This is a genomic window from Candidatus Aeolococcus gillhamiae (assembly GCF_016464765.1).
Classification (GTDB): domain Bacteria; phylum Chloroflexota; class Dormibacteria; order Aeolococcales; family Aeolococcaceae; genus Aeolococcus; species Aeolococcus gillhamiae.
Map to the genome: position 1 here is coordinate 1 of NZ_JAEKNS010000079.1, position 13,467 is coordinate 13,467.

Consider the following 13,467-nt stretch of genomic DNA (forward strand, 5'->3'; position numbering starts at 1 on the left):
GACGCGCCAGCCACGGCCCGGCTGCGCCCCGCCGCGGCCCACAACGTCGCCGCCGGCGTTCAGATAGAAATTGCGAGCGCCGGCTCCCTCGAGCATCGCCGCGGCGCGATCGACGGACCATCCCTTGACGAGCGCTGACGGGTCGAAGGGCGGTCCGTGGCGTCGTCCCCACACCTCGAAGATCCCCTCCGACTCGCGGTGGACGTCGTCACAGAGGGCGAGCACCTCGCGGACGTCGTCGCTGCTCTCGCCGACCCCGAGAGCGCCGCGGCCGAGGCGGCTGACCTCACTGTCCTCGCGGTAGGTGCTGAATCGGGCGTCGACCTCGTGAAACCAGCCGAAGACGCCGTCGACAGCCGCGTCGGCAATCCCGGGATCACGCAGGTGGAGACTGACGACGGTTCCCATGACGTGCTCGACGCGCACCATGCTGACCCTGCCTCAGCCCTGGGTCTGCTGCAAGTCGGACCTGCACCGGCGCTCACCGCAACCCGGTGTGAGTCGGCCACTACAAGTGCGCCTGGTCAAGCGCGGACTGGACAGATTGCGCGTACGAGTCACTGGTGAAGGTGGCGCCGGAGAGGATATCGATCTGGGCACTCTGTGCCTGGACGACCTCGTCATGCAGGAGCGGGCCGGCCTGCTGACTGATCTCGGCGGATCGCTGTCGGTCGGAGGGCAGCGTCAGCGCCTGGACGTCGGTGATCTTCCCCGCGGCGATGATCACCGTGACCTGCACGTCGCCGTATTGATTGGGAATGTCATGAAGAGGGCCCCCCTGGTGAGAACGTGTGGGTTCTCGTAAGGAACCAATCACCACGGAGGGCCCAGGACAATGGTGCACGTTGGACTCGACTTGAGTCGACGTCGTCTGGATGTGTGCGTACTCGGCGAGAACGGCGACAAGCTCACGGTGACAACCGCGCCGCCCGACCGTGACGGGCTTGGGGTGCTGGCGCGGAAGATCGCCGGGTTTGGCGAGCCCGTGAACGCTGCCATCGAATCGATGAACGGTGCTCGCTACATCCACGACACGCTCGAGCTGCTCGGCTGGGATGTGGAGATCGCCGACGCGCAGAAGGTGAAGGGGCTCGCGCCCTTGGCGTGCAAGACCGATCGGATCGATGCCTGGGTCCTTGCGGAACTGTCTCGGCGCGACCTGGTGCCGGCGATCTGGCTCCCCGATCCCGGCGTGCGGGCCGAGCGAGAGCGGGCTCGATATCGGCTCCACCTAGTGCGACACCGCACGATGTTCAAGAACCGCGTGCACGCCACGCTCATCGCCTTCGGCAAGCCGTGTCCGGTCTCAGATCTCTTCGGTGTGAGCGGGCGCGATCTGCTCCGCAAACTGGATCTGCCGGAGCCGTGGAGCACCAACGTCATCCGGGCGCTGCAGCAGATCGACCAGCTCGAGGCCGAGATCGACACCTGCGCGGTCGAGTTGCGACAGCTTGGTGCCGATCATCGCTATGTCCCACTGCTGACAACCGTCCCCGGGATCAGCTGGGTGCTCGGCTACACCATCGCATCAGAGATCGGTGACATCTCCCGTTTCAGCTCGCCCAAGAAACTCTGTGGTTACACCGGGTTGTGCCCGCGCGTGTACCAGTCCGGCGGCAAAGATCACCGCGGGCCGCTGGCGAAGAACGGGCCCAAGTACCTGCGCTGGGCGCTCATCGAGGCAACAGTCCATGCCGCCCGGCATCCCGCCTACAGAGAGCACTACGAGCGCACCGCCGCACGGCTCGGCAAGCAGCGAGGCAAGAAGGTCGCTCGCGTCGAGGTCGCCCGCAAGCTCGCTGAAGCGATTTGGCACATGTGCACCAACGACCGTCCGTTCACTCCGGCAAGGTCCCACGTGAATGCTCTGGTCGCGTAGACGACCCTGATAGGAGATGGACCAGCTGGGGTGCTCCGTCCGGACGTGGGTCGCGATGTTCGCCCAGGGAGGTGTCAACGAAGGGTGTCACATGGGGGACCGCGGGGGAGGTGGCATCCGCCGCGTCGCGACCTGCCCGGCGCGATGGTCTGGCCGCGGCGACCCCGCACCGGCTAGACCATCGGTGCGGCGACGGGGTCGTCAATTGTCAGTTGCGCTCAATCCCGACGTCGCGAAACCTCCGTACTGTGGTGGCGTTCAGCAGTAGTGCGGACATTGAGGTGAAAGTGACCAGCGATGTATTGACTCCATTCGCCGTCGCGGTAGGGTTGGTGGTCTATCTCGTCGCGTTCGGTTTTGGCGTGGCCTTGGTGGTCCGCGGCGGGTATCGATGGGCACGCACATCGACATCGTCCTCCGCGATCGCGATGGGTGCCGGCGTGCTCGGGGGCCTCGTTGGGCTCCTCGGCGGTTGGGTCATAGCGGATGTCAGGGTCGCGTGGAGAGCTCGCGGCCGCTTGCTATGGCTGCTGGCCTCTGCGGCCTGGGCGATCGCGGCATGCGTGAGCGGAGCAGTCGCTCTCGACGTGAGTGGTACCTCTCAACCGAATCAAAGCACCTGGGTGGCGATTCTTGAGTGGTCGCCTGCGTTCCCGCTGGTAGTCACGTTCGGCGTGATTGTCGGGATCTCGCTGTGGCGCCGTCGGCTTGCGTGGGACAGCGCCGCCGTTCCGCAGAGTCTGCTGTGGTCGAGTCTCGCCCTGGCGTGCCTTGTCGCACCAAAACCAAACTAGCGGAGACGGCAGGCGACGCCCTGGCTGGCCCGGGCGCGTAGCCCACCGAGCCCTGCGGACTACCAGTCCGCTCCGAGGCAGCTTGCGTTCGTTGCGCATCCTCGGCAGGCCGAGGCGGTAGCTAGAGCAGCTTGTAGCTGAAGGCCGGAGAGTGTAGGGCAGGAATCAGCGCGAGGCTGACGACGACAATTCCAATGATCAAGGAGATAACCATTGCTCTTACGGCGGCTTGCCGCCAGGTACGCGCCGGCTGAAAGGCCACCCGGCACACCAGAAGTGTCCACTGCCAGGGATGGAACGCTGCTCCGCCGTGTTCTCTGCCCACGATTACTGTGTACCACCTCGGTGCCCTGATATCAAGGATGGCGAACACCCGATAGTGGGTCAGTTTGATCGACGACGACCGTTGAACCGGATAGCGGCGTAGATCACGCCGTTAGCGCCGGGCCGACATCGGCCTGCTTCCGTGTGCCGTACGGACCTGATCCACCGCCGCAGTAGGTGACTTCGATGGCGGTGCCTTCGGGACTGAAGTCGGGTGGGTGGGCGCGCGGTCAGCCAGGGTAAGTCCGCGTTTCGCGGGCCAGGACCGAAGGTGGAGGAGGGACTAGCGAAGAGCGTAGGCAGCTTCCACGACAGCGCCTCGCCGCGCTTCGGGAGTGGAGCCCTCTGTCCCCAGGACCGCTAGGTCCGGTGGGAACAGCCAACGCTCGCCAAACGGGGCCATGACCCATTGCACACGGACGTTGACGCCTGCGGCTTTCATCGTCCTGTAGCGCGCCCGCAGCGCACGTGGCTTCTCGGACCGGTAGCCGGCCATGTGTTGCTCGCCCTGAGTCATCTTCCAGCTCTGTCCCACCGGTAGGTATGCATCGAACCGCGGATGGGCTCGGGCAGCCAAGTGACCGGCGTACGGGTGAAGCCCTGCCCACTCTTGAATTCTCAGACGCAGATCGGCCTCGGAGATTCCATTCGCGCGCCACAGCCAGAACCAGAAATTGAGTGTCTCATCGATATCCTCGCTCCAAACGAATGGCGCCGACGCAGCACGCATGTCTCAAGGGTAGGCGCTGCATCTCCCGGCCGCGCAAGGGGCGTCGGTGGTGGAGAACGCCCGTCCGCTCCGCGTACCCGGACCGGACCCTGGCCGGCCGGGCGCAAGCTCTTCGCCGCCCGAGCCTCCGTGGCCTGACTGGCATGACAGTCGAAGCTGGTGTGAGGTCATCGAATTAGGTAGCCGACGCGACTCCGTAGCTCCCCCAACTCCCGTCTGGCCCGATGTGGCCGCTCTCACGCGTAGCACGGCACTCCCTCCGCTCCGGCCGGCGTTGCCGGCACTCCGCTACGCTCGCGCCGTGCTCTGACCGCGTGCGTCCACATTCGGACCACACGGAGGGTCAGAGATGACCACGACAGTCTCGTCGGCAGCCGTCGCAGCGGAGGTGGCCGTCATCCCGCTCGCTGACATCCATCGGGGCGGCAACGTGCGCCAGGAACTCGGTGACCTCGAGTCCCTGGCGGAATCCATTCGTCAGCACGGCGTGCTCACGGCGGTCCTCGTCGAGCGCCGGCAGGACGGAGGCTTCGAGCTCGTCGCCGGCTACCGACGAGTCGCAGCTGCGGAGGCTGCCGGACTCGAGCTCATCCCCGCCGTCGTGCGGGACCCGGTGCCCGGGGTCCAGCGGGTCAGCGATCAGCTCGCCGAGAACGCGGACCGCTGCGCGCTCACCGAGCTCGACGTCGCCGGCGCCATACAGCAGATGCTCGACCTCGGAGCCTCGACGGATGCTGTGGCGACGCGCTTCGCCACGAGCACGGACACCATCGACCGCTGGCGGGCGGTGCTGGCGTTGCCCGCACCGCTGCTCGCGCTGGTCCGTGACGGCACCATCGCCGTTGGCGATGTCGCCGACCTCGGCGAGCTTGGTGAGGATGAGGAGTTCGTCGCGGCAGTCGTTGCTGAGGTACGGGGAGGAACCACGCCGCAGTGGGCCGTTTCTCGCGTTCGGCAGCAGCGTGCTCTCACCGCCGCCGTGGCGACGGCGCAGGCCAAGCTGGAGAAGGAGGCGTGTCCCGTCGTAGCCGCGCCGCGCTACGACACGGTGACTGGCAACTCGAAGATGCAGCGTCTGGGTGATGGCGTCAAGGTGACGCTACGGCAGCACCGCAAGCAGCCCTGCCACGCGGCCTTCATCACCGGCCGTGGCGAGGTGGCGTACGTCATCGATCGCGGTCGCCACGCCGGGGAGGCCGGCAGCGGCGTCCTCGATCTCAAGGCGGAGCGCGCCGCCAAGCGGGCCGTTGTCAAGGAGTTGCGCGACGCCCAGCCGGTGCGAGCGGCGGCATTGAAGGCGGCGATCGCCAACGGTGCCTTTGCAACGGACGAGGCGGTCCGCCACATCCTCACCACCGCTCTCTGGGACGCGCGCATGGAGGAGCTCGAGGATGCCTGCGGCCTCCTCGAGCTGACCATCCCGGAGGAAGGCTGGGGCGTGAGCCGGCCGCTTGGCGTCCTCCTGGGGCACGCCGGCAATGACCTGGGGCAGCTGACCACCGTGGTGCTGGCCGTGCAGCTCGCCCGCGGTGAGCGGCGACTGGCAACCCAGCCGCCGCGGACGAGCGACCCCCACGTGGCCAACTTGTACGGAGCGCTGCTGGACAGCACGGGAATCCACGAGCTGAGCGAGGCGGAGCGGGCGCTCATCGCCGAGCGCGGCCTCAGTCAATGGAGCGAGTGCCGTCACCTGCTGCCCGGAGCGGTGGCGGTCACCGAGGAGGAGACGGCGGAAGCCAGGTAGCCAACGGTCTTCGACGGGGACGGCTGCCGCCGCAGTGGTGATGGCCGTCCTCTGCGAGGGAGGGCCGCCGGGCCTGCACAGAGGCGTCCTCCGGACGGTGAGGTCTTGATCGCTGTCGTGGCATTCGAGCAGCGCGCGGCCTCCGCTACAACCCCCAAGGCAAGTCGCCTGCGGCGAGGGGTTTCCGCTCCGGCCTCGTACGCGCTGCTTCCCGAAGGCCACGCGATCAACCTCACCGGAGGACACATCCATGGCCCGGAAGCCCGCCCTCGCAGCCGACGTCCAAGCGGACGTCACCGACACCCCGTCGAAGTCCCGGTCGTACGGGGTCAACCATTTCTAGGTTATCTGGAATCAAGGTAGTAGTAGTCGTTGGGAGGAGGGGGCGCGGGGGGTGCGCCGGGATAAACCGACATGGAGAAGGAGATGCAAACGCTCTACATCGAGGGGCTAGCGACCCACGGTGGCCCCGAGTCATGCGTTGTCGCCCGTGAGGGTGACGGCGAAGCGTTGACAAGGGTACGTGCAGGCCAGGCTATTGAGCCGCGAAATAACCTAGTCCGGGGTGCCGACGCTGTCTCCCGACGCGGAAGGCAACACCGCCGACAGCGCTATCGCAAGCTGGCAGCGGACCCCGCGCGGTCTGGGAACCTGTGCATGCACGGAATCTCCATGTGCGAGAACCGGGAGATCTCGCGGTCACCTGTTCCGCCGATCACGGGACAGGACGCTCAGGGAAGGCTGAGGCCACACGCCTGAGATGCACGGCCACGAGAAGTCAGACAGCCCCGTAGTACCTACGAAACCGCCGAACAAGGCCGCGGCCGCGGAGGTGGTGGAGGAAAGGGGGCTGGCCAAGGGGAACATGACCAGCAAAACGCATGCCGGGCCCAGAGCCGGAAGAGGTGCGTCAAATGCGCTGGATCGTGTGCGCGAACTGGCACGAAAGGACAAGGAAGTGCGGTTCACGGCGCTGCTGCACCATGTCGACGTCGATCGTCTGCGGACGGCTTATGGGGCGCTGCGCCCTGCGGCTTCACCAGGCGTGGATGGCGTGACATGGGCAGCCTATGGGCAGGACTTGGAGGCCAACCTTCAGGACCTGCATCAGCGGGTGCACGCAGGACGCTACCGGGCGAAACCATCACGGAGGGCGTACATCCCAAAGGCGGACGGGCGGCGCCGGCCGCTCGGCATCGCCGCGCTGGAGGACAAGATTCTCCAGCGAGCGGTCGTCGAGGTGTTGAACGCGATCTACGAGAAGGACTTCCTGGGCTTCTCCTACGGATTCCGGCCAGGGCGCAGTCCACATAACGCATTGGATGCGCTGGCAACCGGGATTGCACGGAAGAAGGTGAACTGGGTGCTCGATGCGGACATCCGCGACTTTTTCACCAGCCTGGATCGGGCTTGGTTGGAAAAGTTTCTCGGGCACCGGATTGCGGACAAGCGGATCCTGCGTCTCATTCAGAAATGGTTGAGTGCAGGGGTCATCGAGGACGGGAACTGGAAGGAAACAGAAGGTGGAACACCGCAGGGAGCGTCGGCATCGCCGTTGCTCGCCAACGTGTACCTCCACTATGTCTTCGACCTGTGGGTCCGACAATGGAGAAAGCGGCAGGCGCATGGCGACATCATCGTTGTGCGTTTTGCTGATGACTACGTTGCCGGTTTCGAACATCGACACGACGCCGAACATTTCATGGCCGATCTTCGCGAACGGTTCGCGGAGTTTGGACTGGAACTGAACCCCGAGAAGACGCGCCTCATCGAGTTTGGACGGTTCGCCGCCGAGCGTCGATCGGCGCGGGGCCTCGGCAAACCGGAGACTTTCGACTTCTTGGGCTTCACGCATTGCTGCGGAAAGACCAGGAGCGGGGGTTTTGTGGTGAGACGCGTCACGATCGCGAAGCGCATGCGCGCCAAACTGCACGAGGTCAAAAGCCAACTGCGGTCTCGCATGCATGACCCTATCCCGGCCCAGGGCCGATGGTTGAGGAGCGTGGTACAGGGTCATTGTGCGTACTACGCCGTGCCCTACAACATCCGCGCAACTCGTGAGTTCCGACAGCAAGTGACACGCCTCTGGTTCCAAGCGCTCACGCGCCGGAGTCAACGCGGTCGTCCAAAGTGGGAACGAATGGGCCGTCTCGCACAGCGATGGCTACCGCCTGTACGCATCATGCATCCGTATCCCGAAGCCCGTTTCGACGTTCGTACCCGAGGCAGGAGCCCAGTGCGTTAGTTGCGCACGCTGGGATCCGTGCGGGGGGCCGTCCGCGAGGACGGTCCCTACCGCTATAGGAACCCTTGTGGATGCTGTGGAAACAGTGGACGCGCCCGCTGGCACGGTGTTCTCATAGCGTCCTGCTGACCGGCGATGTGAGCTGGGAGGATCGTGTCCGATGCCGCCGGCCGCCGACGTGCTCGCTCGATGGCCGGCGATCTGCCGGCACCCCGATGCATCAGCGTGGCTTCGGCTCCAGGCGGACCTGGGCCTCGCGCCCCGGACGATCGAGGCATACGGCCGTGCGCTTGACGAGTACCTCGTGACCTGCACGGACGAGGGCATCGAGCCAAGCAGGGCCACCCGACGAGACGTCGCGCGCTACGTTCATGAGTTGGCCACACGGCCGCATCGGCTCGGTCCGAACGTCGTGGCCGTCGACTCCGGCGTTGGCCTGGCGAACGCCACGTTACGGCTACGGCTCGTTGCCGTCCGCCTCTTCCACGACTACCTCGTCGAGGAGGGAGTGCGCGCCGACAACCCGGTCGGGCGCGGCCGCTACACGGCCGGCAAAGGCTTTGGCGGCACTCGCCATCGAGGGATGATCCCGCGCTTCACAAAGCTCCCGTGGATCCCGACCGACGACCAGTGGCGTGTGATCCTCGACGCCAGTCGCGGGGAAGGAGCGCGCAACCGTTTCATGTTTGCCCTCGCCTACGACGCTGGGCTTCGCCGCGAGGAGATCTGCTCGCTGCGCACCGACGACATCGATCCCGCGCACAGGACGGTCCGGGTGCGAGCTGAGACGACCAAGGGCCGCCGTCAGCGCGTGGTTCCGTACTCAGCCGCATGCGGCAGCCTGTTCCAGGAATATCTCGCCCACCGTCGCACCCTGAGCACGGCCAGGGGCCCGCTGTTCCTCTCCGAGTCTCATCGCAACGTCGGCCGCCCGATCACGCTGTGGACGTGGTCGAAGGTGATCCGGGCCATCGCCGTGCGCGCCGACGTTCCCCGGTTCAGCACGCACACCCTCCGACATCTCTGCCTCACCGATCTTGCTCGCTCGGGATGGGAGCTCCACGCCATCGCCACCTTTGCGGGACACCGCAACACGGATACGACGCTCCAGTACATCCACCTCTCCGGCAGGGATCTCGCCCAGCGGCTCGAGGCCGGGATGGCCAGCATCCATGCGTGGCGGACCCAGCTGACCGTGGACGTCATCTCATGACGGCGACGGCGGTGGCTCCCGACCGTTCTCGGTGTTCCGTCGGCGCGCTCGCCGCCGTCGATCTCACCCGCTATGAGCGGGTGCCGACGTTCACGAGCAACGAACTCAGGGTGCTCGCTGGTCTCGTGAGGCGGCAGGAAGACCGACCTGCCGGACGCCCCGGGCGATGGACAAACGAAGAGCGCCTGACACTACGGCCACTCTTGCTGCCGATCGAGGATGTCGTTGAGGCAATCGGCGTGTCGTCGACACGACCGTCGCCGCGAGTCGCGGTGATCCATCGCTGCGTCCACGCGATGTTCCGGATGCAGACGCCCGTATGGGCATGGTCGCGTCAGCAATGGGTGGAGATCCTCCGGCACACCGATCCCGATAATCGGACGCATTGCATGGCCGTGGCCTACCTCGTGGGCGGCTATCGTGATCTGCACTTCGAGTTTCCCAAGACGAACCGCTACCGATTCGCGAGCCGCCTGCTGGGCAGTCAGGCTCTCGACGACTCGTTTGCCCGGCTGCAGGCGGTCTTGACGGGCTGGGGATACGCGGCTGCCAGCCACGCGTACGTCCGGGAAGCCCTGTGCGACATGGCGCTCACGACGGGGAGCGCTCAGCTCGAGGAGATCGCCGCACGCTTTGATGTTGCCGACATCGCGCGCGAGTCGGGCCCACGTGTTGCGCGCGCCGGTCGCCTGGTTCTGCGCGTCTTCGGCAGCCTCGGGCTGCGCGACTCGACATCGACGCAAGCGGACGACGGCGGGTGGGTGAAGGGACGTGCAACTGCGGCCGACGTGCTGCCGGAGTGGGCGCGCTGGATCCGGCGGTGGTTCGACACGTCGATGCTGAGCAGGCGGACGCGCGAGGAGTATCTGGGCGCGTTGATGAAGGCCGGTCGCTGGATGACAGTTCATCATCCCGAGGCCGCCTCACCGTCTGCGTGGACACGGTCGCTGGCCGCCGAGTACGTCGCCGCCGTGGATCGCATGACGCTGGGCGAGTGGTCGCACATGCCGCATACCCGGCGCTACATCGACGGCGTCGGGCTGCCTCTGGACCCCTCCACCAAGGCGGCGCATCTCGGCGCCATGCGAGCGTTCTTTCGAGACGCCCAGGAGTGGGGCTGGATCGACGGGAGGTTTGATGCGGGTCGCGTTTTCCGCACGCCGCGAGCGACGCGCGCGCTGATCGGCCCCGAGCCACGCGTCATCACGGATGACGTGTGGGCAAAGCTCCTGTGGGCCGGGCTCAACCTCACGCCCGCCGACCTTCCCAGCCACGGTTGGAGCGGTCGCGCGTCGTGGTATCCATTCGACCTGGTGCAGGCGATTGCGGTGACATGGCTCTTCGCAGGCTTGCGCATGAACGAAATCGTCCGCCTACGTGTTGGGTGTGTCCGCTGGCAGGCGGATCCCGGTGCGATGGTCGAGGATGGGAGCCAGCCGTCGGCCGGTGCTGTCTGCCTGCTGGACGTGCCAGTCACCAAGACCGGCACTGCGTTCACCAAGCCGGTTGACAGGCTGGTGGGAGAGGCGATCGGCAGGTGGGAGGCGGTGCGGTCGGCGCATCTGCCGTTGGTCGACCACAAGACCGGAGAGAGGGTGGATCTCCTGTTCGCCTACCGTGGCCACCGCCTCGGCAGTGGCTATGTCAACCACATCCTGATCCCGCTGCTGAGCGCGAAGGCGAATGTCCCCACAGCCGATGCCCGTGGCAGGATCACCAGCCACCGCGCGCGGTCGACCATTGCCACCCAGCTCTACAACGCGAAGGATCCGATGACGCTCTTCGAGCTGCAAGCGTGGCTGGGACACCGCTCCCCGGCGAGCACGCAGTACTACGCGAAGATCACCCCGATGACGTTGGCCAAGGCGTACAACGACGCCGGCTATTTCGCGCGCAACGTCCGCGCCATCGAAGTGCTTGTGGATCGTGATGCTGTCCAGAGTGGCGCTGCGGCCTCCGGCACGCCGTGGCAACACTTCGACCTCGGTCACGGGTACTGCACGTACAACTTCTTCGAACAGTGCCCCCACCGGATGGCATGCGCGCGATGCGCCTTCTACGTTCCCAAGGAGTCCACGCAAGCACAATTGCTCGAGGCGAAGGACAACCTCCAAAGGATGTTGGTGCAGATTCCGCTAACCGATGACGAGCGGGCCGCTGTTGAAGAGGGTGACTCTGCGGTGCAGCACCTCCTCGAACGTCTCGCCGACATTCCCACACCACCGGGGCCAACGCCGCGAGAGATCGGCCTCACCCTGCTCCCCATGGTGCCGCGCCACACCCCCTGAGGCGATCCCGCACCAGGGCAGCTTCAGCGACCAACGCCGGCGTTTGGTGGCGAGCGCAGCGGGCTCGACTTGTGGATCAACGGCAGCCTCGGGGGTTTGCTTCCGGGCCATTCGAACGGTGTCCTCCTGATGTGAGGTGTTGATCGCTGTCGTGGCATCCAAGCAGCGCGCGGCCTCCACTACAACCCCCAAGACGAGTCGCCTTCGGCGAGGGGTTTCCGTTGCGGCCTTGTGCGCGCTGCTCCTTGGAAGCCATGCGATCAACCTCACGGAGGACAAGGCAATGGCCCGGAAGCAAGCCATCGAGGCAGACGTCGTGGACGCCGACGTCGACACAACAGCGGCGCGAAGCCGTTCATACGGTCTCAACCGGTTCACCTTGGTGGGCCGGATGACAGCGGACCCGCAGATGCGGTTCACGCAGACCGGAAAGGCGATGCTGCACTTCGGTGTGGCGACCTCGGTCAGCGGGTTCGTGGAGTTCCACGACGTGGTGGCGTGGGAGCGCAGCGCGGAGATTCTTGCCAAGTATGGCGGCAAGGGACGAGAGGTACTCGTCGAGGGACGGATCAGCTCGCGGCCTCGCGAGGTCGAGGGTCACCGCATCAAGCAGGTCCAGCTCGTCGTCGAGAGCTTTCAGCTGCTGGGCAGTCCGGTGTCGAGCCGGAACGGCAGCGAGGACGCCGCATCCGCATAGCGGGATGGGGGCCGGGCAACCGGCCCCCGCTCGCAGCGAATCGAGGAGGTATCAGTATGCAGAAGCAGAAGCGAGTCCCCTGGGGTGGTGGCAAGCCCGGCTGTGTGTACGTGCCGTCGGCGGGCTGGTGGTGCCGGCAATGCGGCGTTTTCCGCGACGTCGACGACACCGATCTCTGTGCCGACTGCCGCCGGGACGGGACGTCGCCAACCGATGTCGGTGTTGAGAAGCCCCGGCGAGCACGGCGATGAGCACACTCGCCGCACTCACGACCCTCCCCGACGCACTCGCCGAGCTCGAGCACGCTGCGCTCCTCCTGCTGCTTGCCGAGCAGGAAGGCGCCGGACGCGAGGCGGCACGAGAGCGCCTGGCTCGGGCGGTGGCGGCGGTGCAGTCGGCGAGGGGTCTGGTCATCGAGCTGCTCGAGGAGACGGGGCGGCCACCGCTTCGCGTACTCGCCGGTGGACGGCAATGTCGCGATATCTCGGAAGGTGCGTAGCGCGCCTCGTTGATTCCACAGAATCCGTCTCCTCGGACGGATGACCGCCGACCCGCAGCTGCGCTTCACGCAGACGGGCAAGGCCGTGCTGACCGTCGGCATCGCCACCAACGTCAACGGCTTCCCCGAATTCCACGACGTCGTGGCCTGGGAGAAGACCGCCGAGGTCATCGGTCAGTACGGCCGCAAGGGTCGTGAGATCCACGTCGAGGGTCGGATCACCTCACGCCTCCGCGAGGTCGAGGGGCACCGCATCAAGCAGGTCGACCTGGTCGTCGAGGAGTTCCAGCTGCTCGGCCCGGCGCCGAACGGTGTGACCGAGGTCTGACGGATCGGGGGCCGGCAGCCGGCCCCCATTTCGTTTGTCCACAGCCTGTGAGGAGTTTGTCCACATGAGCAAGTGCGAGGACGACCTCGGTGCCGAGACCAAGTGCAACCCCGACTGCGTCTATGTACCGGCGCGAGGCTGGTGGTGCCGGCGCTGCGGTGCCTTCCGCGACCTCGACGACACCGATCTCTGCGCGGACTGCCGCCGGGACACGACGCCGACCCAGGACGTGCCGGTCCGTCGTCGGTCGCGGGCGCGGCGATGAGTGCCATTGCGACGCTCACCACGCTTCCTGACGCCCTGGCGGAGCTGGAGCAGGCGGCCCTGCTCTTGCTTCTCGCCGAGCAGGAGGGCGAGGGCCAGCAGATAGCCCGCGCGCGCCTTGCCCGCGCGGTGGCGGGCGTGCAGTCGGCGCGCGGCCTGGTCATCGAGCTGCTCGAGGAGACGGGGCGGCCGCCGTTGTACGTCCTGGCGGGCGGTCGCATAGCGGTCGAGCGGAGCGGGACGGCGTAGGGGGTGGGTGGTCGTCGAGCGCGGTGGCGCCCAAAGCCGCGACGTCCGCAGGTCGGGGATGAGACGCCCCGCATGCGGTCTCCATGCAGATCCGACCGGTCCAGCCCTCGATGGGGCAATGCCACCACAGCCGCCGCCCTCCATGGTGTCAAGGGAGGCTGCGCCGCCTTCGGCGCCCTTGACACCGGGCGGCGGCCGTGGTCCCGCGGGGCC

The 13,467-nt window shown here is 66.5% G+C and carries 13 protein-coding genes; 11 read left to right on the forward strand and 2 right to left on the reverse strand.

Annotation, left to right across the window (positions count from 1 at the left end):
• Nucleotides 1-429 (reverse strand): FAD:protein FMN transferase (locus tag JF886_RS07725; protein WP_337311193.1); only part of this gene is annotated, 429 nt, incomplete at its 3' end.
• A 79-nt stretch (nt 430-508) separates the two neighbouring features.
• Entirely contained in the window at nt 509-739 is a 231-nt protein-coding gene (locus tag JF886_RS07730) for an FMN-binding protein (protein WP_337311195.1), read from the reverse strand.
• Between the two features lie 117 nt (nt 740-856).
• Here JF886_RS07730 and JF886_RS07735 point away from each other — a divergent pair, with 117 nt between their 5' ends.
• The 11 genes from JF886_RS07735 to JF886_RS07785 all read left to right on the forward strand — a co-directional run bounded on the left by JF886_RS07735 (nt 857) and on the right by JF886_RS07785 (nt 13,254).
• Entirely contained in the window at nt 857-1,879 is a 1,023-nt protein-coding gene (locus JF886_RS07735; protein WP_337311197.1) for an IS110 family RNA-guided transposase, read from the forward strand.
• 281 nt (nt 1,880-2,160) lie between these two features.
• Nucleotides 2,161-2,673: a hypothetical protein gene (locus tag JF886_RS07740; RefSeq protein ID WP_337311199.1), complete on the forward strand. Its 513-nt coding sequence runs from the start codon at nt 2,161-2,163 to the stop codon at nt 2,671-2,673.
• Between the two features lie 1,403 nt (nt 2,674-4,076).
• Complete coding sequence (locus JF886_RS07745) at nt 4,077-5,471, forward strand: ParB/RepB/Spo0J family partition protein (RefSeq protein WP_337311201.1); 1,395 nt, start codon at nt 4,077-4,079, stop codon at nt 5,469-5,471.
• 760 nt (nt 5,472-6,231) lie between these two features.
• Nucleotides 6,232-7,716, forward strand: a complete 1,485-nt coding sequence (ltrA, locus tag JF886_RS07750) for a group II intron reverse transcriptase/maturase (RefSeq protein ID WP_337311203.1) — start codon at nt 6,232-6,234, stop codon at nt 7,714-7,716.
• Nucleotides 7,717-7,876: 160 nt separating this feature from the next.
• Nucleotides 7,877-8,929, forward strand: coding sequence for a tyrosine-type recombinase/integrase (locus JF886_RS07755; protein WP_337311205.1), 1,053 nt, complete (start codon nt 7,877-7,879; stop codon nt 8,927-8,929).
• 203 nt (nt 8,930-9,132) lie between these two features.
• A complete protein-coding gene (locus JF886_RS07760; RefSeq protein WP_337311207.1) occupies nt 9,133-11,217 on the forward strand; it encodes a tyrosine-type recombinase/integrase in 2,085 nt (694 codons plus the stop codon).
• A gap of 283 nt (nt 11,218-11,500) precedes the next feature.
• A complete protein-coding gene (locus JF886_RS07765; RefSeq protein ID WP_337311209.1) occupies nt 11,501-11,914 on the forward strand; it encodes a single-stranded DNA-binding protein in 414 nt (137 codons plus the stop codon).
• 247 nt (nt 11,915-12,161) lie between these two features.
• Nucleotides 12,162-12,413, forward strand: coding sequence for a hypothetical protein (locus tag JF886_RS07770; protein ID WP_337311211.1), 252 nt, complete (start codon nt 12,162-12,164; stop codon nt 12,411-12,413).
• 22 nt (nt 12,414-12,435) lie between these two features.
• Nucleotides 12,436-12,741, forward strand: coding sequence for a single-stranded DNA-binding protein (locus JF886_RS07775; protein WP_337311217.1), 306 nt, complete (start codon nt 12,436-12,438; stop codon nt 12,739-12,741).
• Nucleotides 12,742-12,805: 64 nt separating this feature from the next.
• Nucleotides 12,806-13,006 (forward strand): hypothetical protein, encoded by a 201-nt coding sequence (locus tag JF886_RS07780; protein WP_337311213.1) that lies wholly within the window; start codon nt 12,806-12,808, stop codon nt 13,004-13,006.
• On the forward strand, nt 13,003-13,254 hold the full coding sequence (locus JF886_RS07785) for a hypothetical protein (protein WP_337311215.1): 252 nt from the start codon (nt 13,003-13,005) through the stop codon (nt 13,252-13,254). The genes JF886_RS07780 and JF886_RS07785 overlap by 4 nt, the downstream gene beginning before the upstream one ends.
• Nucleotides 13,255-13,467: the final 213 nt, after the last annotated feature.

Coding starts and splice junctions, on each gene's coding strand:
- JF886_RS07745 (WP_337311201.1), top strand. CDS start 4,077: ATGACCACGACAGTCTCGTCGGCAGCCGTCGCAGCGGAGGTGGCCGTC.
- ltrA (WP_337311203.1), top strand. CDS start 6,232: ATGCACGGCCACGAGAAGTCAGACAGCCCCGTAGTACCTACGAAACCG.
- JF886_RS07755 (WP_337311205.1), top strand. CDS start 7,877: ATGCCGCCGGCCGCCGACGTGCTCGCTCGATGGCCGGCGATCTGCCGG.
- JF886_RS07765 (WP_337311209.1), top strand. CDS start 11,501: ATGGCCCGGAAGCAAGCCATCGAGGCAGACGTCGTGGACGCCGACGTC.
- JF886_RS07770 (WP_337311211.1), top strand. CDS start 12,162: ATGAGCACACTCGCCGCACTCACGACCCTCCCCGACGCACTCGCCGAG.
- JF886_RS07780 (WP_337311213.1), top strand. CDS start 12,806: ATGAGCAAGTGCGAGGACGACCTCGGTGCCGAGACCAAGTGCAACCCC.
- JF886_RS07785 (WP_337311215.1), top strand. CDS start 13,003: ATGAGTGCCATTGCGACGCTCACCACGCTTCCTGACGCCCTGGCGGAG.